Annotated in this window: 18 protein-coding genes, 4 tRNA genes and 2 pseudogenes; 16 read left to right on the top strand and 8 right to left on the bottom strand. The window is 42.2% G+C overall.

What is annotated here, in order from left to right; all coding sequences use genetic code 11:
* Both DPG01_RS18955 and DPG01_RS15945 read left to right on the top strand, forming a co-directional pair.
* Positions 1–119, top strand: a pseudogene (locus DPG01_RS18955) (DUF1543 domain-containing protein); the annotation flags it as partial.
* A gap of 172 nt (positions 120–291) precedes the next feature.
* Positions 292–1,284, top strand: coding sequence for a DUF2804 domain-containing protein (locus DPG01_RS15945; protein ID WP_086210405.1), 993 nt, complete (start codon positions 292–294; stop codon positions 1,282–1,284).
* Between the two features lie 57 nt (positions 1,285–1,341).
* Here DPG01_RS15945 and DPG01_RS15950 read toward each other — a convergent pair whose 3' ends face one another.
* Positions 1,342–2,217, bottom strand: coding sequence for a metal-dependent hydrolase (locus DPG01_RS15950; protein WP_110975752.1), 876 nt, complete (start codon positions 2,215–2,217; stop codon positions 1,342–1,344).
* 135 nt (positions 2,218–2,352) lie between these two features.
* Between DPG01_RS15950 and DPG01_RS15955 the strand changes: the two are divergent.
* A pseudogene (locus DPG01_RS15955) lies at positions 2,353–3,375 on the top strand (AraC family transcriptional regulator ligand-binding domain-containing protein).
* A 51-nt stretch (positions 3,376–3,426) separates the two neighbouring features.
* Here the strand turns inward: DPG01_RS15955 and DPG01_RS15960 are convergent.
* Entirely contained in the window at positions 3,427–4,758 is a 1,332-nt protein-coding gene (locus DPG01_RS15960; RefSeq protein WP_110975753.1) for a Na+/H+ antiporter NhaC family protein, read from the bottom strand.
* A 372-nt stretch (positions 4,759–5,130) separates the two neighbouring features.
* On the opposite strand from DPG01_RS15960, the gene trpA reads away from it, so the two are divergent.
* From trpA to DPG01_RS15980, 4 genes are read left to right on the top strand one after another with little or no spacing between them, the layout of a single operon-like run.
* Positions 5,131–5,934, top strand: a complete 804-nt coding sequence (gene trpA, locus DPG01_RS15965) for a tryptophan synthase subunit alpha (protein ID WP_110975754.1) — start codon at positions 5,131–5,133, stop codon at positions 5,932–5,934.
* On the top strand, positions 5,931–6,827 hold the full coding sequence (gene accD, locus DPG01_RS15970; protein ID WP_086210400.1) for an acetyl-CoA carboxylase, carboxyltransferase subunit beta: 897 nt from the start codon (positions 5,931–5,933) through the stop codon (positions 6,825–6,827). Before trpA ends, accD begins: the two co-directional genes overlap by 4 nt.
* On the top strand, positions 6,824–8,107 hold the full coding sequence (gene folC, locus DPG01_RS15975) for a bifunctional tetrahydrofolate synthase/dihydrofolate synthase (RefSeq protein WP_110975755.1): 1,284 nt from the start codon (positions 6,824–6,826) through the stop codon (positions 8,105–8,107). Before accD ends, folC begins: the two co-directional genes overlap by 4 nt.
* Positions 8,104–9,111 carry an SPOR domain-containing protein gene (locus DPG01_RS15980; protein WP_110975756.1) on the top strand — a complete coding sequence of 336 codons (1,008 nt, stop codon included), beginning with the start codon at positions 8,104–8,106 and terminating at the stop codon, positions 9,109–9,111. Before folC ends, DPG01_RS15980 begins: the two co-directional genes overlap by 4 nt.
* Before the next feature lie 26 nt (positions 9,112–9,137).
* Here DPG01_RS15980 and DPG01_RS15985 read toward each other — a convergent pair whose 3' ends face one another.
* From DPG01_RS15985 to DPG01_RS15995, 3 genes are all read right to left on the bottom strand, one after another.
* Positions 9,138–9,713, bottom strand: a complete 576-nt coding sequence (locus tag DPG01_RS15985) for a dual specificity protein phosphatase family protein (RefSeq protein ID WP_110975757.1) — start codon at positions 9,711–9,713, stop codon at positions 9,138–9,140.
* Complete coding sequence (locus DPG01_RS15990; protein ID WP_110975758.1) at positions 9,710–10,534, bottom strand: MBL fold metallo-hydrolase; 825 nt, start codon at positions 10,532–10,534, stop codon at positions 9,710–9,712. The genes DPG01_RS15985 and DPG01_RS15990 overlap by 4 nt, the downstream gene beginning before the upstream one ends.
* Before the next feature lie 308 nt (positions 10,535–10,842).
* Positions 10,843–11,484, bottom strand: a complete 642-nt coding sequence (locus DPG01_RS15995) for a peroxiredoxin (protein ID WP_110975759.1) — start codon at positions 11,482–11,484, stop codon at positions 10,843–10,845.
* A 272-nt stretch (positions 11,485–11,756) separates the two neighbouring features.
* On the opposite strand from DPG01_RS15995, the gene DPG01_RS16000 reads away from it, so the two are divergent.
* The 9 genes from DPG01_RS16000 to DPG01_RS16040 all read left to right on the top strand — a co-directional run bounded on the left by DPG01_RS16000 (position 11,757) and on the right by DPG01_RS16040 (position 18,636).
* The gene (locus DPG01_RS16000) at positions 11,757–12,008 is read left to right on the top strand and encodes a hypothetical protein (protein WP_227556831.1); all 252 of its coding nucleotides are present in this window, start codon (positions 11,757–11,759) and stop codon (positions 12,006–12,008) included.
* Positions 12,009–12,223: 215 nt separating this feature from the next.
* Positions 12,224–14,947, top strand: a complete 2,724-nt coding sequence (gene secA / locus DPG01_RS16005) for a preprotein translocase subunit SecA (RefSeq protein ID WP_110975760.1) — start codon at positions 12,224–12,226, stop codon at positions 14,945–14,947.
* Positions 14,948–15,137: 190 nt separating this feature from the next.
* Positions 15,138–15,485, top strand: coding sequence for a hypothetical protein (locus tag DPG01_RS16010; protein ID WP_110975761.1), 348 nt, complete (start codon positions 15,138–15,140; stop codon positions 15,483–15,485).
* Positions 15,486–15,642: 157 nt separating this feature from the next.
* On the top strand, positions 15,643–16,863 hold the full coding sequence (gene argJ, locus DPG01_RS16015) for a bifunctional glutamate N-acetyltransferase/amino-acid acetyltransferase ArgJ (RefSeq protein ID WP_110975762.1): 1,221 nt from the start codon (positions 15,643–15,645) through the stop codon (positions 16,861–16,863).
* Positions 16,864–17,007: 144 nt separating this feature from the next.
* Complete coding sequence (gene nadA / locus DPG01_RS16020; protein WP_086210391.1) at positions 17,008–18,075, top strand: quinolinate synthase NadA; 1,068 nt, start codon at positions 17,008–17,010, stop codon at positions 18,073–18,075.
* A 154-nt stretch (positions 18,076–18,229) separates the two neighbouring features.
* Positions 18,230–18,306 (top strand) — tRNA-Pro (locus tag DPG01_RS16025).
* Positions 18,307–18,352: 46 nt separating this feature from the next.
* Positions 18,353–18,429 (top strand) — tRNA-Arg (locus DPG01_RS16030).
* A 36-nt stretch (positions 18,430–18,465) separates the two neighbouring features.
* Positions 18,466–18,541, top strand: a tRNA-His gene (locus DPG01_RS16035).
* Positions 18,542–18,559: 18 nt separating this feature from the next.
* Positions 18,560–18,636, top strand: a tRNA-Pro gene (locus DPG01_RS16040).
* 128 nt (positions 18,637–18,764) lie between these two features.
* On the opposite strand, the gene DPG01_RS16045 is transcribed toward DPG01_RS16040, so the two are convergent.
* The 3 genes from DPG01_RS16045 to DPG01_RS16055 are packed head-to-tail and all read right to left on the bottom strand — an operon-like array spanning position 18,765 to position 20,981.
* Positions 18,765–19,244: an OmpA family protein gene (locus DPG01_RS16045; RefSeq protein ID WP_110975763.1), complete on the bottom strand. Its 480-nt coding sequence runs from the start codon at positions 19,242–19,244 to the stop codon at positions 18,765–18,767.
* An 8-nt stretch (positions 19,245–19,252) separates the two neighbouring features.
* Positions 19,253–20,476: a sensor domain-containing diguanylate cyclase gene (locus tag DPG01_RS16050; RefSeq protein WP_110975764.1), complete on the bottom strand. Its 1,224-nt coding sequence runs from the start codon at positions 20,474–20,476 to the stop codon at positions 19,253–19,255.
* Between the two features lie 4 nt (positions 20,477–20,480).
* On the bottom strand, positions 20,481–20,981 hold the full coding sequence (locus DPG01_RS16055) for a YfiR family protein (RefSeq protein ID WP_110975765.1): 501 nt from the start codon (positions 20,979–20,981) through the stop codon (positions 20,481–20,483).
* Positions 20,982–21,120: the final 139 nt, after the last annotated feature.

A 21,120-nucleotide genomic window follows, 5' to 3' on the forward strand; every position in this document is an offset into this window, starting at 1 on the left:
GTGTTTTAGACGTCGATGACTGTATTGCGATTGATTGCATACATGGACGTTATGTGCTGTTGGTTGAAGCTGAGTTTGCACAGAATGTATGGGAAAATACGTATTTAATGTTGAATTAAGCTGAGTGCGTATTCAGTGCTAGGATGAAAACATAAAGACATCAAAATGTTAATCTGATTTCTTTTCATAAGAAGCTGATGAAAAAATAAACTAAATGCTGTTCAGTGCCAAAATTATAGGCATAATAAGCATACGGATATTAATTAACTTTTGCTTAAGGATAGAGCATCAATGGATTTGATACAGTCCAATGGACAACCCCATTATGGTCGGTTTAGTGAACTTCCAAAAACCATTGATTTAGATAAATATCAGTATAAAACTCCGTATGGTGAAGTGCTTACGGGATGGCGTAAGAAACTGAAATATAAAAAATTTAAGTTTTGCAGCATTCAACATGAACACTATACCATTGGTCTTGCAATTGCCGATATTGCTTGGGCAGGACATGGTTTTGTTTATATTTATGATCATCTTAAAAATGAAGTGCTTGAATGGAATGCGGTGAACTTTTTAGCACGTAAAACCGTATTGGATGAACAGCCTTTATATAATCAAAGCGTGTTTGCAAATTCACCTTTCCAAATTGAAATTCAGCATGCCAATGGTGTGCGTTATGTGCAAGTGACTAAATATGGTGAAATTAAACTGAGTGCACGTATTTTCTGTGCCAGTACAGAACCGCTTAGTATGTGTAGCCCAACAGGAATCAATGGTTGGACCTACACACAAAAACTCACAACTTTGGCTTGTGAAGGATTTTTTACCAATAAAGCAGGTCAGATAATCCAATTCAATGATCGGACATTGGCTTCTTTAGACGATACCTGTGGTTTTCTTAGACCTGAAACAGCTTGGTTTTGGTTATCATGCAATTTTTGGGATGCTGAGGGCAGACGCATTGGGCTCAATTTAGCTTCTGGTGTAAATGAAAGTTTTGGCAATGAAAACTGTCTGTGGATAAATGGAAAATTATACACAGTGAGTGATGTTTTGTTTCAGATGGAAGAAGAAGGTCGCTGGACGATTCGTTCGTTAGATGAGCGTTTGCATTTAACCGTGACTACGGGTTGGCGTCGGTTTGAAAACCTCAATTTACGTCTGGTCGGCAGCCAGTTTAGTCAGTGGCAAGCCAAGATTAGTGGTACGATCCAGCAGGGTGAGCAAGAGCTTATCTTTCTCAATGAATATGGCTTACTTGAACAGCATTATGCAAAGTGGTGACAGCGTAAATAAAAAACTGGCTCAGTGCCAGTTTTTTATTGGTTATGGTTTTTCACTTTATTTTCCAGCTTGCCAAAAAGCTTCGCCCGCTAAAATTGGATCATTCGTTTCTGCTAGGGTGTCGATCCAAACATCATACTGTGCAATCACAGGATGTTGATTTGGGTGAAAGTCTTTCTTAAACCAATCGAAATATTGCCCACGCATCCGAGACAGTATTCCTTTTTGTCCAAAGAACCATGGCAGCCCTTTACGCATCATTTGCAAACGTTGCAGGCGGCTAAAACCATCATGCTTGAGCATGACATCTGCGCGGTAGGTGGTGAAACCAAACATCATCACCGTGGTAAAGGCCAGTGCAAACAAACGGGTCGCTTCTGGAACATGTCCGACTTGTTTCATGACATCAAACGCCACATCACGATGTTTCATTTCTTCAATGGCATGCCATGCAAATAAAGCACGTACATAGGGATGGGCTTCTGCTAAGGTTGTTTTGTGGCTATAAAACGTTTCCGCCATGAGTGCAGTTAAATGTTCCGCAGCGGCAGTCATCGCAATGTTGTATTGAGGCGAGCGTTTACTCAGTTCAAATTTAAAGATTTTATTTAAACGTTGAATAAATTGGTCAACGGGCATGCCTTGTTCTCGCATGACCTGATTCATTTTGTCATGGGCAATGCCATGTTGCGCCTCTTGTTTAATAAAATCTGTTACGCGCTGCGCTAATTCAGGGTCTGTAATCTGATCGCGAAATAAACGCACGCTTTGAATAAAATAGCGTTCACCATCGGGAAATGTGAGGCTGAGTGCATCAAACATGCGGGTCCGAAATGGGTCGTCGCCAAACCAAAAACGGGGTACTTCATCGAGCTTAAAATTAAGTTGGGTTCGCACAATCGGTTCAATAGGGGCACTAACAATGGCATTCATTTTGTTTTACTTCATTTGCCTTGGATGATTGCAGTATGTCGGAGAAAATACAGTTTGTTTTGACAGATATTGCCATTTTTTATACATTTTACGCCAATATGAAAATGTCGCATGTCAAATAGCGGGTAGGCCGTCATGCAAGAATTACAAATTCCCAATGGTTATTTTCAGCTCTGGAATATGTACCTGATACAGCAGGGCATTGATTTTCATCATCTCGATGTTTTAAATCCATATAAAGTGAACTTAGAGCATGTGCTCAGACTGCCGATTGATACTCAGTCGCCTTTTTCTTTTTTTCATACGATTTTACAGCTCACGCAAACGGAGTTGGACTGTCCACAGTTAACCATGGAAATGGCTAAGCTGATTCGGCCTGAACACTTTGGTGTGCTAGGCTATATGGCGACTCGAAGTAATAGCGTGGCTGAAGCCTTACAGTATGTTATGCGCTTTAGTCGCTTGGTGATTGATGGGGCGGAAGTAACGCCGATGCACATGCAACAGCAGGGCAATGAAATATGGCTGACATGGCCGTTCCACCATGAAAAATATGCAATGTTGAATGAAATGACCATGGCCTCGATGGTGCATTTGGCTAAGCAAATTTTCCCCGATTAATTACAGTTCTTAAAAATTCAAATGGCCCATTCCGCGCAGATGGCACTCTATCATTATCAAAAGTTTTATGGCTGTGAAGTGAGCTTTAATCAAGCCTGCTATGCCTATGTGATGAGTGCAGACAGTTTGAGCTTAAAATCGGGCTTTGCTGATCCTTCTTTAACACAGCTTTTACTGAAACAAGCAGAGGTTGCCATTGCCCTCAAACCTCGTTATGAAAGCGTATTACAACAGATTCATAGCGCCGTGGCGGATTATCTTAAAGCACATGCGGAAGCCCCTAAAATCGAGCTCATTGCAAGTGAGCTACATTGGTCTACGCGGACCTTACAGCGCCAGCTACGAGACTTAGGCAGTTCTTTTAAGCAAGTGCTTGAATGTGAGCGTATGAAGCAGTGTGAGCAGTTGCTTCAACAAGATTTAAGTTTGACTGATATTGCCTTTCAACTCGGCTACTCGGGGCAGTCTGCTTTAGCGCGTGCTTATAAACAGCATAGTGGACAGACCTTATTACAGTTGAAACGAAAACTGAAATAACAGCAGGAATAAAAAAGCGCCTTTGGAGAGGCGCTGAAATGTATGAAAGGATCAGACTGATTTCAGTCGTGGAAAACGGAACGCAATCGCAAGAATGGCAAAAATCGCCAGTATCCAACAGTAGTAAATGCTGCCGATGAGTTCAACAGGAGAAAGCTTTGCAATTGAGCAGGCCAATAGAAGTTGTGCGCCATAGGGAATCAGTCCTTGTACCACACATGAAAAGATGTCGAGTAAAGCGGCTGCACGTTTTGGGTCTACGCCGTATTCTTTAGCAACTTCACGTGCCATATCGCCCGATAAAATAATCGCTACAGTGTTATTGGCCACAAAAATGTTGGAGAAAACCACTAAAAAGCTCAACCCAATTTCACCTGCACGCTCGCGACCGACTTTAAATAAACGGGTTAGGCTGTAAATGCGTTGAATAAGCCAGTCGAGTCCACCTTCTTTTTGCATAATGGTCGAAAGACCGCCTAAGAACATCGACAGTAACGCCACTTCAAACATACCGACAAAACCAGCATAGATGGCTGTGTTGAGTTGAATGACTGTAAATTCTGGCTGTGCAATCAATCCCATTACTCCAGAGAGCACCACGCCAACCATGAGTACAGCAAGCACGTGTAAACGACTGAAGGCGAGGAAAAACACCACCACATAGGGCAATACCAGCCAAGGGTTAAAGTCTTTTGAATGAATACTTTCGGTTTGATGGATGCTAAAGACATAAATCGCGATCGTGACTAAAGCCGCAGGTACTGCAATCCAGACATTGACGCGAAACTTGTCTCGAAGCTGAACTTTTTGACTGGTGGTAGCGGCAATGGTGGTATCCGAAATCATTGACAGGTTATCACCAAACATTGCACCGCCCACGACTGCGCCTATGGCATAGACTGCAGTAATATCAGTGGCTTGAGAGAAACCAAAGGCAATGGGTGCACAGGCTGCAATCGTGCCCATCGAGGTGCCCATTGCCGTTGCAATAAAGGCCGAAATAATAAATAGCATGGGCAGCACAAAGGCTGGTGGAATCGCAGACAAGCCCATTTGCACTGTGGCATCTACACTACCAATGGCACTGGTGGTACTGGCAAAGGCGCCTGCCAGCATGAACACCATGAACATCAAGATGAGGTTCGGGTGACTTGCACCGCGCAGAAAGGTTTCGATGCCTTGATTCAGCTCACCGCGATAAATCAATACTGCCAAAATAATGGCAGGAATGGCCGCAACAGGCGCTTTCATTTGATAGAACGCAAACTCGGTTCCAATCACAGAATGGTAAATACCACTGCCTAAGAAAATGGCTAAAAAAACAATAAGCGGTAATAGCGCAAGCGCACGTGCTTGCACTAAACCTGAGTTATCGGTGGTCATAGGAGATAGAGAAATGAAAGAATGTGCGTAGTATAATGCAGGTTTTGCTATTTCATAAAACTTTAAATGTAAAAGCTAAACCGCCTATTTTTATCATTTTTTTGCAAATAAAAATAAGTTTATCTAAAACTTAGACATTTTGGTATTTCCTAAAATTAGGCATCTTTGATCATTGAGAAAAAAACCGAAATATCAGTAAATGGTGCTTTACGGTTGTTCTGAAAATATTTGACGAAAAATGAATTGGAACGTGAACGCAATGTGCTCTATTCAATGAGTAAAAAATAGCGTTACAATGCAGCGTCTTGTATTTTTACAAAGCCAACTCCTCAGTAGTTTTAATTTTAAACAAGTTAAGGAAAGCACAACCCTATGTCACGTTTAGCCACTCGTTTTGGACAGCTTAAATCTCAACAGCGTAAAGCTTTGGTTTCTTATGTTATGGCTGGTGACCCTCATCCACAGGTAACAGTTCCTTTGTTACATCAGATGGTCGAGGCGGGTGTTGATGTGATTGAACTCGGTCTTCCATTTTCAGACCCTATGGCAGATGGTCCTGTGATTGCCCTTGCAGCAGAACGCGCATTGGCAGGTGGCACCAATACCTTAGATGCTTTGAATATGGTCAAAGAGTTCCGTCAAAAGGATCAAGAGACCCCAGTGGTATTGATGGGTTATCTGAATCCAGTTGAAGTCATTGGCTATGAAAAGTTTGTATCGACTGCGCATGCATGTGGTGTCGATGGCATTCTACTGGTGGACTTACCGCCAGAAGAAGCAGCAGAGCTTGATCTTGTATTGAAGCAATTTGATATGGATCAAATCTTTTTACTAGCGCCAACCTCAACGGACGAACGCATTAAACATGTGGTGAAACAGGCGAGTGGTTTCATCTATTACGTGTCTTTAAAAGGGGTCACAGGTGCAGCAACTTTAGATGTTGCTGAAGCTGCAAACCGAATTGCAAAAATTAAAACAGAAACAGATATTCCTGTCGGTGTTGGTTTTGGGATCAGTGATGCGACATCTGCCAAAGCAATGGGCGGAGTGGCTGATGCTGTGATTGTTGGTAGTGCTTTTGTTAAGCAATTTGCAAGCTTAGCACCAGAACAAGCCGTGGTTGAAACGGTTAATAAAGTCAAGGAGCTTCGAGCAGCGCTCGATGAGTTAGTATGAGTCAAGATGTTAAATCAGGGAAAATCCTAAGCCCATCGACGCCATGGACTGAACGTGGTGTACCCGGTATTCAAGTACCTGATGAGCAAACCTCACTCAAGGCGACGTTTACAGAACCAACGATAGAATGCCCTGAGTGCCATGCACTTGTTACACGTACTGCAATGTCATTTAACGCTTATGTTTGCCCTCAGTGTGATGAACATTTGCGTATGAAAGCCCGGGATCGTTTGAATTGGTTCTTTGACCAAGTACAAACAGAATTGGGACAAGAATTTAAAGCCAAAGATCCGTTGAAATTTGTTGACTCAAAGCCATATCCAGATCGTATGACTGAAGCACAGAGCAAAACGGGTGAAACTGAAGCCTTAGTTGTGATGCAGGGTTTGCTTAAAGGTATTCCTTTGGTTGCCTGTGCCTTTGAATTTGACTTCATGGGTGGTTCAATGGGTACGGTAGTTGGTGACCGTTTTGTGCAAGCAGCTGAAAAAGCCATTGCGGACAAACAACCTTTGATTTGCTTTGCTGCTTCAGGCGGTGCGCGTATGCAAGAAGGTATGTTGTCTTTGATGCAAATGGCGCGTACTTCAGCGGCTATCCAAAAAATGAAAGATGCAGGTCTGCCTTATTTAGTGGTGTTGACGCATCCTGTTTACGGTGGTGTAACGGCATCTTTAGCGATGCTTGGTGATGTGCATATTGCAGAGCCAAAAGCGATGATTGGTTTTGCGGGTAAACGTGTCATTGAACAAACTGTGCGTGAAAAGTTAGAAGAGCCGTTCCAACGTGCGGAATACTTGCTTGATCATGGTGTAATCGATCAAATTGTTCACCGTCACGCATTACGTGATACAGTTTATCGTATTGTCGCGAAACTGATGAATTTGTCTTGAACACAGCACCACTTGCAACAGACTCTTTAGCAACATGGCTCGATTATTGGGGCCATGTTCACGTTACGGGTATTGATTTAGGATTGGAACGCGTCATTCCAGTAGCTGAAAAACTTGGAGTGACACGACCTGATGCCAAAGTTTTAACTGTAGCGGGAACCAATGGAAAAGGTTCGACCACCACCACATTAGCTGCCATTTTAAATGCACAAGGCTATAAAGTGGGACTGTATCAGTCACCGCATATTTACCGTTTTAATGAACGAGTTAAATTGCGTGGGGTAGAGGTTGATGACCAAAGTTTGGTAGATGCTTTTGTGCAAGTAGATCAAGCGCGCCGTGATTGTGATTTAAGCCTCTCGTTCTTTGAGGCGACGACACTCGCGGCTTTTGTCATTTTTAAGGACCAAGCCTGTGATGTTTGGGTCCTTGAAGTGGGTCTAGGCGGTCGCTTAGATGTGGTCAATGTGATTGAGCCCGATGTTGCGGTGATCACCAATATTGGTTTAGACCATACTGACTGGTTGGGCGATACCATTGAAAAGATTGCCTTTGAAAAGGCAGGTATTATCCGTCCCAATATTCCTGTGGTGTTCGGCGGCTTACAACACATTCCTCAAGCGATTCTTGATAAAGTGGATGCTTGTGCTGCCACATTATATGCAGTGAATCGTGACTATTTTTATCAACCTAGTGAACATGATCGGTCGTGGATGTTTGCATCCTCTGGTACAACATTAAAATTACCGCAGGGTTCACTCGCGGTTGAAAATATCGCAACAGCCGTTGCTGCTGTTTTATTGAGTGGTTTAACTGTCACTCAAGCGGCTATTTCTGAAGGAATTCAAAACGCAAAATTGCAAGGTCGTTTTGAAATTCGCCAAATACAGAATAAAACCGTAATTTTTGATGCAGGGCATAACCCGCACGGTGTTGCTTTTTTATTAAATCAATTGCGAAATTTCCTAAAATACAATAAACAGTACACTGAAGTAGTCAGTGTTTTCTCAATGTTGGCAGATAAAGATGTGAAATCTGTCACAGAGTTATTGAAAGACACCATACAAATGTGGAAAATTGCGGCATTAACTGTTCCGCGTGCAGCACCAATTGAACAATTGGATCAAGCATTGCTAGGACAACAGGTGCAGCACTTTGACAGTGTGAAATTGGCTTTTAAATCAGCGCTCGATGAAACAAAGAATAATCAGCTGATTTTGGTATGTGGTTCATTTCATACCTTAGAAGCGGTATGGGAGTATTTGGAAGAATGTCAATGAATAGCAAACAGCGTTGGATGGGTGGCGTTGTTTTATTAGGTGGTGGTGTCCTTTTGGCAGCATTACTTCTTAAAGGCAAAGAAGAAATACATCAAAATAATATTAAAACACCAGAGCTTGCGACACAATCTGTGCAACGTAATGCTGAAGGTGAGTTAGCTCAACCTCAGTCGTTAACGGTTGATGTTGAAACAGAAAAACGCTTACTGGAACAGCAACGTGTCGCACGTGAAAAATCAGTTGCTGAACAAGAAGCTCGTGCGGCTGAATTTTTAGCGATGCAGCAACAAGCCGAAGCCGATGCTGCACGTAAGGCCGCAGAAGAGTATGCTGCGCTGAATGCACATCGCAATGCCGCACAGCAAAGCTCGGACAACATTCCACCCGAATTGGTTGAAGATGAAAAAGCCAAGCAACAGCGAATTGCTGCGGACAAAGCGGCTGAACTAAAGAAGTTGGAACAGCAAAAGCTACAAGCCCATACTGAGGCTGAAAAAGCAGCTGCTGCAAAAAAACTGACTGAGCAAAAAGCCTTAGCAGAAAAGCAAGCGCTTGAAGATAAAGCCAAACGTGAAGCTGAGGCTAAACGTAAAGCAGAAGACGAGCGTAAGGCTGAAGCAAAAAAAGAAGCTGATCGTAAAGCAGATGCTGAGAAAAAAGCGGAAGACAAACGTAAGGCAGATGAAAAGCGTAAAGCTGATGAAGCCAAGAAGAAGGCGGAAGCTGAAAAAGCGCGTGATTTGCTTGAGCATGGCGATAAGCAATGGATGGTACAAGTGGCATTGGCTGCCAATGAAGCCAATGCAGATGCTCTGGCTGCCAAGCTTCGTGCCAAGGGCTATAAGGTCACTAAAAGTCCAACCTCTAAAGGTGTGCGGATTATGGTGGGGCCATCTAAAGACCGTGACACTGCCGATGCAGCTCGCAAGAAGATTACCTCAGATGCAAGCCTCGGCATGAAGTCCGCATGGGTGATTGACTGGGTGCCACTCGACAAACGTTAAGATCGGGTTTAATTCAATTGCCTTCACTAAGATGGATTCAACAGTTGCTGTTGAATCCATTTTATATTTTCAGGGCTAAATAAAGGCTCAATATTTTGCCAAATCGGATGAAAACCATAGCCACCATGTTTCATCTCAGCCAAGGCATCAGCGGTAGACCAGTTTTGAAAAATAATGCGGTACATCGCCACACTGGCGCCTGTGCGGTCCGAACCATGGTAGCAATGCAGCAAAACTTTTTGCTGATTTTGCTCTGCATGTTGAATTTGCTGCATCACCTTTAACAGGTCTTCTCGGTCAATCGCCCATGTATGAATTGGGATATGCACCAGTTCAAACCCTTGGTTGGATAGTGTTTTTAGGTCTTGATTGCGCGAGCGTAAATTAATAATCACATCAATTTGCTGTGCTTTTAAACTTGGAACTAAATCTTGATTGGGTTGCTCACTCCGAAAAACAGTTTCGCTGATTTGATAGAAGTTATGCGCAGGTTGGATCGACTGTCCCCAGTGTTGTGGGCGCTCTGTCTCTGGCAGCGCAGATGTAGTCATACAGCCAGAAATACTGACACACAGAGAAAGCATAACAAGGTATTTGGTCATAGGATCAGGCTCTGATGGTATGAGAGTTCAACAGGGTCATGCGCACAAAAGATTTCGATACTGGGTTCAGACTGTGCCAATTGTTGAATTTTATGCAGGTTGCTTAAACGCTGTGCATTATCTTCGGCAAAAAATACTTCCAAGGCATTTAAGCTGCGAAGTTTGTTTTGAGGGTTGAGTTCTAAGTGAGAGTAGTAGGCATCCCCGCAGAAGAGTTTCCAACCCTGTTGGGTTTTAATGGCAATGCCACAGTGACCTTCAGTATGCCCAAACAGCGGAATCAAAAGAATCTCATTATGAAATAAGTCAAACCCTTGCACTTGAGTCAAATTAAACCATGCGTCACCGTGGATCGGCTCAATAAAGTGCCAATGGCTATGCTGCTGAAATTGTTGTGTTTTATAACGCGCTTTATTTTTTAATGATTTCAGGTTTTGTGCAGCATTATATTCGTTAGACAGGATATGCACCGTTGCGTTGGGAAAGTCAGAAATGCCTCCTGCATGGTCAAAATCCAGATGTGAAACCAAAATATGTTTAACATCTTTCGGGCTAAAGCCAAGTTTTTGGATTTGTGCAATTGCAGTTAATTCTAAGTTTTGTTCAATTTTTCCAATCCGAGCCACTAACTGCCCCAAACGCTGTTTGGTGTGTAGATAGTCTTGTATGCCTAAGCCTGTATCAATCAGCACCAGCCCTTGATCTGTTTCAACCAATAGACAATGACACACCACCTTGGCTTGAAAACCTTTTTGGCCAAAGAGAGGAGCACAAACTGGACACATAGTGCCACAATGTAAATGGTGAATTTTATAAATCATAAAGTCATTTTTATCGTGTTGTTTGGACTGTTATAGCGGAAGATTTGAGTTTTAACAGTTTGATTTTGTTAAAGAGTCATATATTCATGGTTGTAGCAGAAAAAAGCCTGTCGATTGACAGGCTTTAAAAAGTTCAAACTCTGCTCGTCATTAGAGTTTGAAATGATCATACAAGGTAACTCAGAACGTATTTTTATTGGTTAGTTTCCTCTTTGGATTGCTTGCAGTTCAGTGCCCATTTTTGTTTTCAATCGGTCTGCTCGGTTAAAACTTCGGGCTTCGCTTGTCTAGTGCAAGAGCAGAGTATTTTATCCTTGCTCAGGCTGTGGAGTCAGGCGTAAATACGGCGTTACTGCCTTATAGCCTTTCGGAAAGCGCTGAGCGATCTCCGCTTCATCTTTGAGTGATGGCACAATCACCACATCATCGCCCTGTTGCCAGTTTGCTGGGGTTGCAACTTTGTGATGATCGGTCAGTTGCAGTGAGTCAATCACGCGTAAGATTTCATGGAAATTACGACCTGTTGATGCAGGATAGGTGATAATCAAACGGACTTTTTTGTTTGGGTCGATAATGACCAAAGAGCGAACCGTTAATGTTTCACTGGCATTCGGATGGATAAAACCATATAGCTCAGACACTTTTCGGTCTTGGTCGGCAATGATCGGGAAGTCCACGGTAGTATTTTGGGTTTCATTGATGTCTTTAATCCAACCATAATGTGACTCGACATCATCAACCGAGAGGGCAATGGCTTTTACACCACGCTTTTCAAATTCATCTTTGAGTTTTGCGGTAAAGCCAAGCTCGGTGGTACATACTGGCGTGTAGTCAGCAGGATGTGAAAAAAGTACTCCCCAGCTATCGCCTAAAAATTGATAAAAATCAATTTCGCCTTCGCTCGAAGCCTGTTGGAAATTGGGTGCGATATCGCCTAAACGTAAACTCATGGTAAACCTCAAATTATCTTTATGTCTATGGAATGAACATCACTATGGCGCAATTTCTTTTGCATGAAAAATAGTGTTTTATTATTTGTTTATACAAAATACTCATAATGAGGCGGATAGGAGTTCTGTATTTAGGCATATCAAAGATGATCTCGTTTTTGCTCTAGAGACCGTTTATTTGCATGTTTACTAACGGTATTTAAACGAAATTATTTCTGCTCTACAGTGTGTAACTATATCTAGCGTCTCAAAAAAGTCTTACACAGCGGAAAGTGGCGCTGTCTCAGGCTCTCGAACAGGAGTTAGCTCGAGGTCAGAATGCGAAAAATATTTATCAAGTTGCTTGTGTACAGCTTGTTCCGATTCTTACCGCAATGCGAGTCAATGATGAACAACTATTGGGTTTCCTACAGAGCATGAATCCAAAGTTGCCCAACAACGGGGTGAAAGCCTCGCTGCGGGAAAATCAAGCGCTTGAAAGCAAAACCTTGAATAACTGCAAACAATTAAAGTCGCTACTTTAAAAAAGACTGTTGAATCCTGATGAGTTCGGATGAAATCTCTATGTCGGCTGTTTAAAATTTGTTACATTAGTTTGCCTTAGATTCGACGGGCTAGAAACAATGAATAGATTTTTTAAATGGTTTTGTGTAAAGCCCTTGTACTTCAAATTTCTAGCACCATAATAACGACTAAGAAAACATATTCATTTGACAAGCAAGATTTAGAGAGTCTATTCATGTTGGCAAGTCTGATCGGAGGAATCTTCGGTACCAAAAATGAGCGCGAACTCAAACGCATGCGTAAAATCGTAGACAAGATTAATGCGCTCGAGCCGACGATATCCGCTCTTGGCGATGCAGACTTATCTGCAAAAACTGAAGAATTTAAACAACGCTATAACAAGGGCGAAAGCCTCGATAAATTACTCCCAGAAGCATTTGCTGTCTGCCGTGAAGCAGCTAAGCGTGTGATGGGCATGCGTCACTATGACGTACAGTTGATCGGTGGTATTACCTTACACGAAGGTAAAATTGCAGAGATGCGTACAGGTGAAGGTAAAACCCTGATGGGTACCTTGGCGTGTTATTTAAACGCGATTAGTGCTCAAGGTGTTCACGTCATTACTGTGAATGACTACTTGGCACAGCGTGACGCTGAATTAAACCGTCCGTTATTTGAATTCTTGGGTTTAAGCATCGGGATTATCTATTCCATGCAAGATCCAACAGAGAAAGCTGAAGCCTATCGTGCTGATATTACTTACGGTACCAACAATGAATTTGGTTTCGACTACTTGCGTGACAACATGGTGTTCTCGCTTGCTGAGAAAAAGCAGCGTGGTTTGATCTATGCCATCATTGATGAAGTCGATTCGATCTTAATTGATGAAGCACGTACGCCGTTGATCATTTCAGGTCAAAGTGATGACTCTTCACAGTTGTATGCTGCAATCAACAGCATCCCACCTAAACTGCATGCGCAGAAAGAAGAAAAAGTCGCGGATGGTGGTCACTTCTGGATTGATGAAAAGCAACGCTCTGTTGAAATGACTGAGGTTGGTTTTGAGACAGTTGAAAATGAACTGATTGAGATGGGCTTGTTGGCTGAAGGTGAAAGTCTATATTCATCGACCAACCTGAACTTGGTTCACCATGTGACTGCTGCCATTCGTGCACATTACTTATATCAACGCAATGTGCACTACATCATTAATGATGGTGAAGTGATCATTGTCGATGAAAACACAGGACGTACCATGCCTGGTCGTCGCTGGTCTGAAGGTTTACACCAAGCAGTTGAAGCAAAAGAAGGCTTGGAAATCCAGCCTGAAAACCAAACGCTCGCAACGACAACCTTCCAAAACTATTTCCGTCTATACAAAAAGCTTTCGGGTATGACTGGTACTGCCGATACTGAAGCTGCGGAAATGAAAGAAATTTATGGTCTAGATGTCGTCATCATTCCGACACACCGTCCAATGATTCGTCTCGACCAAAACGATTTAATCTATTTAAATCGTAATGGTAAATACAATGCGATTATTCAAGAAATTCAACGCGTGCATGAGTCTGGTGTAGCCCCAATTTTGATTGGTACTGCAACGATTGAAGCTTCTGAGATTCTCTCGGATAAATTGAAAGAAGCAGGCATTCAGCATGAAGTGTTGAACGCGAAACAACACGAACGTGAAGCGGATATTATTGCGCAAGCGGGTGCACCGCGTGCAGTGACCATCGCAACCAATATGGCAGGTCGTGGTACAGACATTCTGCTCGGTGGTAACTGGAAAGCTTTACTGGCAAAAATTGAAAACCCAACCCCTGAAGATGAAGCGCGCTTAAAAGCTGAATGGGAACAAAGCCATGAAATGGTATTGAGTTCTGGTGGCTTACACATCATTGGTTCTGAGCGTCACGAATCACGTCGTATTGATAACCAGCTTCGTGGTCGTGCAGGTCGTCAGGGTGACCCAGGTGTGTCGCGTTTCTATTTGTCTCTTGAAGATGACTTGATGCGTATCTTTGCGGGTGATCGTGTTGTGGGCATGATGCGTGCGATGGGCTTACAAGAAGACGAAGCCATTGAGCATAAAATGGTGTCACGTTCGATTGAAAATGCGCAGCGTAAGGTTGAGGCTCGTAACTTCGATATTCGTAAGAACTTATTGAAATACGATGACGTCAACAACGAACAGCGTAAAATTATTTACTCGCAACGTGATGAAGTTTTGGCAGAAAGTACATTGCAAGATTACATCGAAGAGATGCAACGTGATGTGATGCAAGGTGTGATTTCTAACTATATCCCACCTGAGTCAATTCATGATCAATGGGATATTGATGGGCTTGAAAAAGCGTTACGTGAAGACCTTGCGATTGATTTGCCAATCAATCAATGGTTGGAAGATGACCGTCGCTTAGATGAAGAATCTTTGGTTGAACGTATTACTGATGAAGTGGTACAACGCTATCGTAATCGCCGTGAACAAATGGGGGATGAAACAGCAGCAATGCTTGAGCGTCACTTCATGTTGAACTCGCTGGATCGTCACTGGAAAGATCACTTGGCGGCAATGGACTATTTACGTCAGGGTATTCACTTGCGTGGTTATGCACAGAAAAATCCTGAGCAAGAGTACAAAAAAGAAGCGTACAACTTATTTGTAAATATGTTGGCGATTATCAAATCAGACGTTGTAACTGACCTGTCTCGTGTGCATGTACCAACGGCTGAAGAGCTCGCTGAAATGGAAGCACAGAAGCAAGCTCAAGCTGAAGCGATGCAATTGAACTTGTCACATGCAGACTTTGATGGTTTATTGGCCGATGATCAAAACCACTTTGCAGAAGTAGATGCACAGTACGAACCAGTAGAAGCATTTGCTGCACCTGCGAGTCGTAATGCGCCTTGCCCATGTGGTTCAGGTCTGAAATACAAACAATGTCACGGTAAAATCTAAACATGGCGTAATAAAAAGCAGAACTTTGGTTCTGCTTTTTATTGCAATGGCTAAAAAATTCTCATTGAGCTAAATTACATATTGCTTATGATGCCAGCTAAAGCGTTGCAGAATGTGAATAGCAATTGCAGTCTTAGTCATTAAATGCTATTTAGTTGCTCATTATCTAAATCTCTAAAGTGGAAAGACAATGAAAAAAGTATTAAAACCAATCATGATCGTAGCTTTAGTGCTTCCAACTTTTGCACTTGCAGACACCACTACCGCAGCTAAAGTCCAACAAGCACGTGGCACAACCACAGCGCCTGCGGCACAGGCCAATGGCAATATTACGGTACAAAGTCCACGTACAGGCATTCGTTATACTTTTCCTAACCCAAATCAACGTCCTGTCGTATTACAAACAGCGGCTATTGCTCCGGTGAATGCAGTCACAGTGAATCGTATCGTGGCTTCAAATCCAGCACTTTCCCCTGTAAGCCAAGAAAATGCTAAACAAGCACTGTTGTCTGAGTCGGCACAGCTTGCTTCAAATTAATCGTATTTTCAAATATAAAACCAATCTTCGGATTGGTTTTTTTATGTCAAAAATGAACTCACTTTGAAAAGTGAAAACAAACAAAGTCTTCTGCTCGATTTTTTCTGAAAATTCTAATAAGCTGTGGTTTTTCTAACAAATGAATTGGACGTTTAAAATGCCAGTAGGTGACGTATCAATGCCACAAATGCACGTGGTGAAAGGGGTGAGAATCGGAACGGCTGAAGCTTATGTGCGCTATCAGAACCGACGAGATCTTGTCATTTTCGAATTTGCTCAAGGAACCAACGTTGCGGGTGTTTTCACCCAAAATGCCTTTTGTGCAGCACCTGTGCATGTGTCTAAAGCGCACTTACAACAAGCAAATCCACGTTACCTTGTCATTAATACAGGGAATGCCAATGCAGGCACAGGTAAAACTGGTCTAGCAAATGCCCAAAGCACTTGCACAAAACTGGCTGAACTTGCCGATGTAAAGGCGAACGAAATCCTGCCATTCTCAACTGGGGTAATTGGTGAGCAATTGCCTTTAGAACGTTTGTGTAGTGGTTTACAGCCTGCTTTAAATAGTTTGAGTGCTGACGCTTGGGGCGACGCTGCTACTGGTATTATGACGACTGACACAACTCCGAAAGGCGCATCTGAACAGTTCGAGCTAGATGGCATCATTTATACCATGACGGGTATTTCTAAAGGTGCAGGTATGATTCGTCCAAACATGGCCACCATGTTAGGTTATGTTGCAACTGATGCACCTATCAGCCGTAATTTGGTTCAGCAACTTTTGAGTGAAACAGCGAATGTTTCGTTCAACAGAATTACCATTGATGGTGATACTTCGACCAATGATTCATGTATCTTTGCAGCCACAGGACAAGCTGGTGGTATTGAAATTCAGTCCACAAATGATCCACGTTATGCTGTAGTCTTAGATGTATTGACCCGTATAATGAAACGCCTTGCACAACTGATTGTACGCGATGGTGAAGGTGCAACTAAGTTTATTACGGTTGCAGTTGAAGGTGGGAATGATACACAAGAGTGTTGCGATATTGCCTATAGTATTGCACATTCGCCTTTGGTGAAAACTGCAATTTTTGCATCAGATCCGAACTGGGGACGCATCTTGGCTGCGATTGGTTATGCGGGTGTTAAAAATTTAGATGTTGAAAAAATCCAAGTTTGGTTAGATGATGTGCAAATCTGTAAGGATGGTGGAGCGGCAGTTGATTACACGGAAGCAGAAGGTGCTCGTGTAATGTCGCAAGCGGAAATGACCATTCGTGTAGACCTTGGACGCGGAGCGGCGAAAGACACAGTCTATACCTGTGACTTATCTTATGATTATGTGAAGATTAATGCGGACTACCGCTCTTAATCTGAACATGCTCAAGAAAGCCTCCATTGGAGGCTTTTTTATCTTGAGTGCTTTTGAATGATTGGTCAAAAGCCTAAATGCCATTTGACCAATAAATTGAGTGTGGGAATTGCTTGTTGATAAGCATGAAGGGATGGATGAATGATGAACAATGCGACCAATTTAATTGCCAATGAAGCAAAATCAATTGTGCAGGCGCATTTGGACCGTTTGGGTGAGACCAAAGAGTCACAGCTGAGCGAGGAGGCAAAACAGGAAAAATTTGCCCTAATCTTGGCTGAGCTGAAAAAACGCGATGCAGTTTTGGTAGCACATTACTATTGTGATCCAGAAGTGCAGGAATTAGCCGAGTTAAGTGGTGGCTGCGTATCCGACTCATTGGAAATGGCACGTTTTGGTCGTGATCATCCTGCATCTACCTTAGTGGTGGCGGGCGTTAAATTTATGGGGGAAACTTCAAAGATTTTATCGCCAAATAAAACCATTCTCATGCCCACTTTGGAAGCCACATGCTCTTTAGATTTGGGCTGTCCAGTCGATGAGTTTAGCCAGTTTTGTGATGCACATCCTGATCATACCGTTGTGGTTTATGCCAATACTTCAGCCGCAGTGAAAGCCCGTGCCGATTGGGTAGTGACTTCAAGCTGTGCAGTTGAGATTATTGAGCACTTAGATAGTTTGGGTGAAAAAATTATTTGGGCGCCCGATCAGCATTTGGGACGTTATATCCAAAAGAAAACAGGTGCAGACATGTTACTTTGGGATGGGGCATGTATTGTGCATGAAGAGTTCCGTGCGCGCGGTATTGCTCAAATGAAAGCACTTTATCCAGATGCTGCTGTTTTGGTCCATCCAGAGTCACCTGAATCTGTGGTTGATATTGCCGATGCTGTCGGGAGCACATCACAACTGATTAAAGCTGCTCAGACTTTGCCACATGAGCGATTGATCGTTGCGACGGATCGGGGTATTTTCTACAAAATGCAACAAGCCGTACCCAACAAAATTTTAGTTGAAGCCCCGACAGCAGGTGAGGGTGCAACTTGCCGGTCTTGTGCACACTGCCCGTGGATGGCAATGAATGAGCTAGATGGTATTTTGGAGGTTTTACAAAAAGGGGATCAAGAAATTTTTGTTGATCCTGCTTTGGCAGAACGTGCAAAACTACCTTTAGATCGGATGTTGGATTTCAGTGCATCATTAAAACGTTAAATTTTGTATAAAAAACAGCTGAAACGCTTGATTAATATACATTTGACGTGATTTTTTTACTTTTTTTAAATATAGGTGTTGACGTTATCAAGCGTCGCGCCTAGAATGCACACCGTACCGAACGAGATGTTCGATACGAAAAGCTGAGATGAATCGGAGCATAGCACAGCCTGGTAGTGCACCTGGTTTGGGACCAGGGGGTCGTAGGTTCGAATCCTACTGCTCCGACCAATTCTTCAAGGCAAGGTTTTCCATAATACCTCGTATTATTGGTCATGCGCCTGTAGCTCAGTTGGATAGAGCATCCGCCTTCTAAGCGGATGGTCACAGGTTCGAATCCTGTCAGGCGCGCCATTTGGTAGCTTGGTATATAAGAACCGAAACATGATGGTGGATGTAGCTCAGTTGGTAGAGCCCTGGATTGTGATTCCAGTTGTCGCGGGTTCGAATCCCGTCATTCACCCCAACTTTAAAAAGTTGAAATCGGAGCATAGCACAGCCTGGTAGTGCACCTGGTTTGGGACCAGGGGGTCGTAGGTTCGAATCCTACTGCTCCGACCATTTATTAAAATGGTCGAGATAAAGATGCCGCGTTAAGCGGTTTTTTTATGCCTGAAATTTAGTGAAGTGCGTAAAAAAAGCCTTCGTGATGAAGGCTTAATTTAAGATACAAGCGAAGCAGATAATGTTTAAGGAATAATAATAATATTCACACGACGATTCAACGCTCGATTTTCTTCACTGTTATTTTCAACCAGTGGTTGTGAAGCACCACGACCAAGGGACTGAATATTTTGAGTTTTGAATCCTGTTTCAATAAAGATTTGACTGACGCTAGCTGCACGTTTTTCTGACAGTGTTTGATTATATGCTGGGTCTCCAATATTATCCGTATGTCCGACCACTTTGATTGTATTCAGATTATATTGTTGAAGTTGTTTTGATAGTGCCTCTAGCGGAGGCTTTTGAGTGGCTTGAATATCGGATTGGTCAAAACCAAACAATAATTTTTCAGGCAGTCTCAGCGTCCAGCCTTCTTCGGTCAGGGTAAAGCCTTGTTTCTTCAACATGCGCGCCTGTTTATAGTTGAGATGTCCTAAACTGAGGCAGCCTGATAGGATGGTCATAAGACTTGTGACGATAATTAATTTATAAAGATGTTTTAGCATACGGCTTCCTAATAAATATCTTGACAGGGGGTGATATACCACCCTTGAGCTAAGTTTTTGGCTTTATACATGGCATTATCGGCTTCAGCAATCAGGTCTTCGGGCGTTGTTGCACATTTGGAAAAGGCCACGCCAATACTGAAACTGAAATAAATTTGTTGTTGGTCGAAATTCAGGGGAGCTCGGCTACATGCAATTAAGTGCTCACAGATCTGCTCTAAGTGCTCATAATGTTTGATATTGCGAACGAGAATAGCAAACTCATCTCCACCTAATCGTGCAACGACATCATAATTACGAACATTCTTCTTTAAGCGTAGAGCCATTTCTTTTAAAACTGCATCGCCTGCTAAATGCCCATAAGCATCATTAATATCTTTGAAATTATTATTATCAATAAAGAATAATGCAGTTTGATTTTCCTCTAGATTTTCAAACTGATTACATAAAATATTGTAGAAATAATGTCGGTTTGGTAGCTCTGTTAGTTGGTCGTGTAGAGCTTTATGAGATAGCAGTGAATTTTCGCTTTGTAGTTTTTCATTGGTGCGTTGCACCTTGTCTAGCAAATTGTTAAAAGCACCACTAATCACTCGAAATTCATAAATGGGTGAAGATGGTAGCCGGGCTTGGTAATTGGTATCAAGATTTAAACTTTCAACGGTGTTAACCATAGGTTGAATAGAGTGCATCAGTTTTCGATAGGTAGAATGTACTAACCACAGCATCACTAATAGAATAATAAAAATACCAATAGATAAGCAGATCAACATCTGAAAGAAAAAACTCATCAGTTGATTTGCACTACCATGAATAATCAAAGTGCCGTACTGGTTATTTTTGTGCTTAATGCTTTGACTAACAGGATCTGCAAAAAAGACCCGATTAAATAGATTTTCCAGCCATGCAAACTCAGTTCGATTTTTGTACACGGCTGCAAGAGTATCGCCTTGCATGTCCTTTACCACAATTGCGCGTATTGGATACTGTTGAATGTGGTTGTTCAGTGTTTGTTGTAGTGTAATACGGTCATTAAAAATGACTGCGGGTTGGATTTGTTCACTTAGGGTTGCACTCAAGATATTTAAGCTTTGCTTGGCATAGGTGTTCATGGTGTAACTTGAAATAACAATAAAAATTAAGCTACAAATACCAAGTGTCAGTGAAAAAATTAGCAATTGGGACTGACTAAAAATCTTTTGTAAAGATGTGTTGTAGTGCTTACGAAACATTGTGTTAAGGCTCCGTAGATTTTGCTAATAATAAAACACGCGGATCTACATGAGCACGCGATTGAGAAAGGCTGCTTAAATTCACTTTAAAAGAAGTTCTAGTTTTACTCTGGTATAAGCAAAAAGCACTGCCTAATTCACATTCAGCATTATTCGAACTGAATGTAAGGGGCGCATCTTTTAAACTATTAATAATATTTTGCTCTTCACGAGGTGTATATGTTGAGAAAAAGACTGCATTACACATCACTTTATTGAGTTCAGATAAGTTAATAGCTTGAATTTGGTAAGCGCTTTTGAGTTGCTGATTGACTTGTGCAAACTGATTAGAGAGTTGAGTGTTATTTAAAATACATAAAGAAACAGGATTTGGGGTATTCCATCGAACATAGCTTAAGATAGTCAATGTGGTCGTGGGGAGATTAAGTTGAGGTTGTGCCTGTACCTGTGAAATCATTACACAAGACAAGAGCACACAATAAATTCTGTATTTAAAAGCTGTCATTATTCATTTTGCTTGGCAGCGAGATAGAGCATATCTTAACGAAAAATAAACAAGGATAGTAAAAAATGCTTTAATAATCGTCAAAAACAACAAATTTGACTAAAAAACACCCACTCGAAATAATAATTGCTGTAAAGGG

Source organism: Acinetobacter sp. WCHAc060042, assembly GCF_003231195.1.
GTDB lineage: Bacteria > Pseudomonadota > Gammaproteobacteria > Pseudomonadales > Moraxellaceae > Acinetobacter.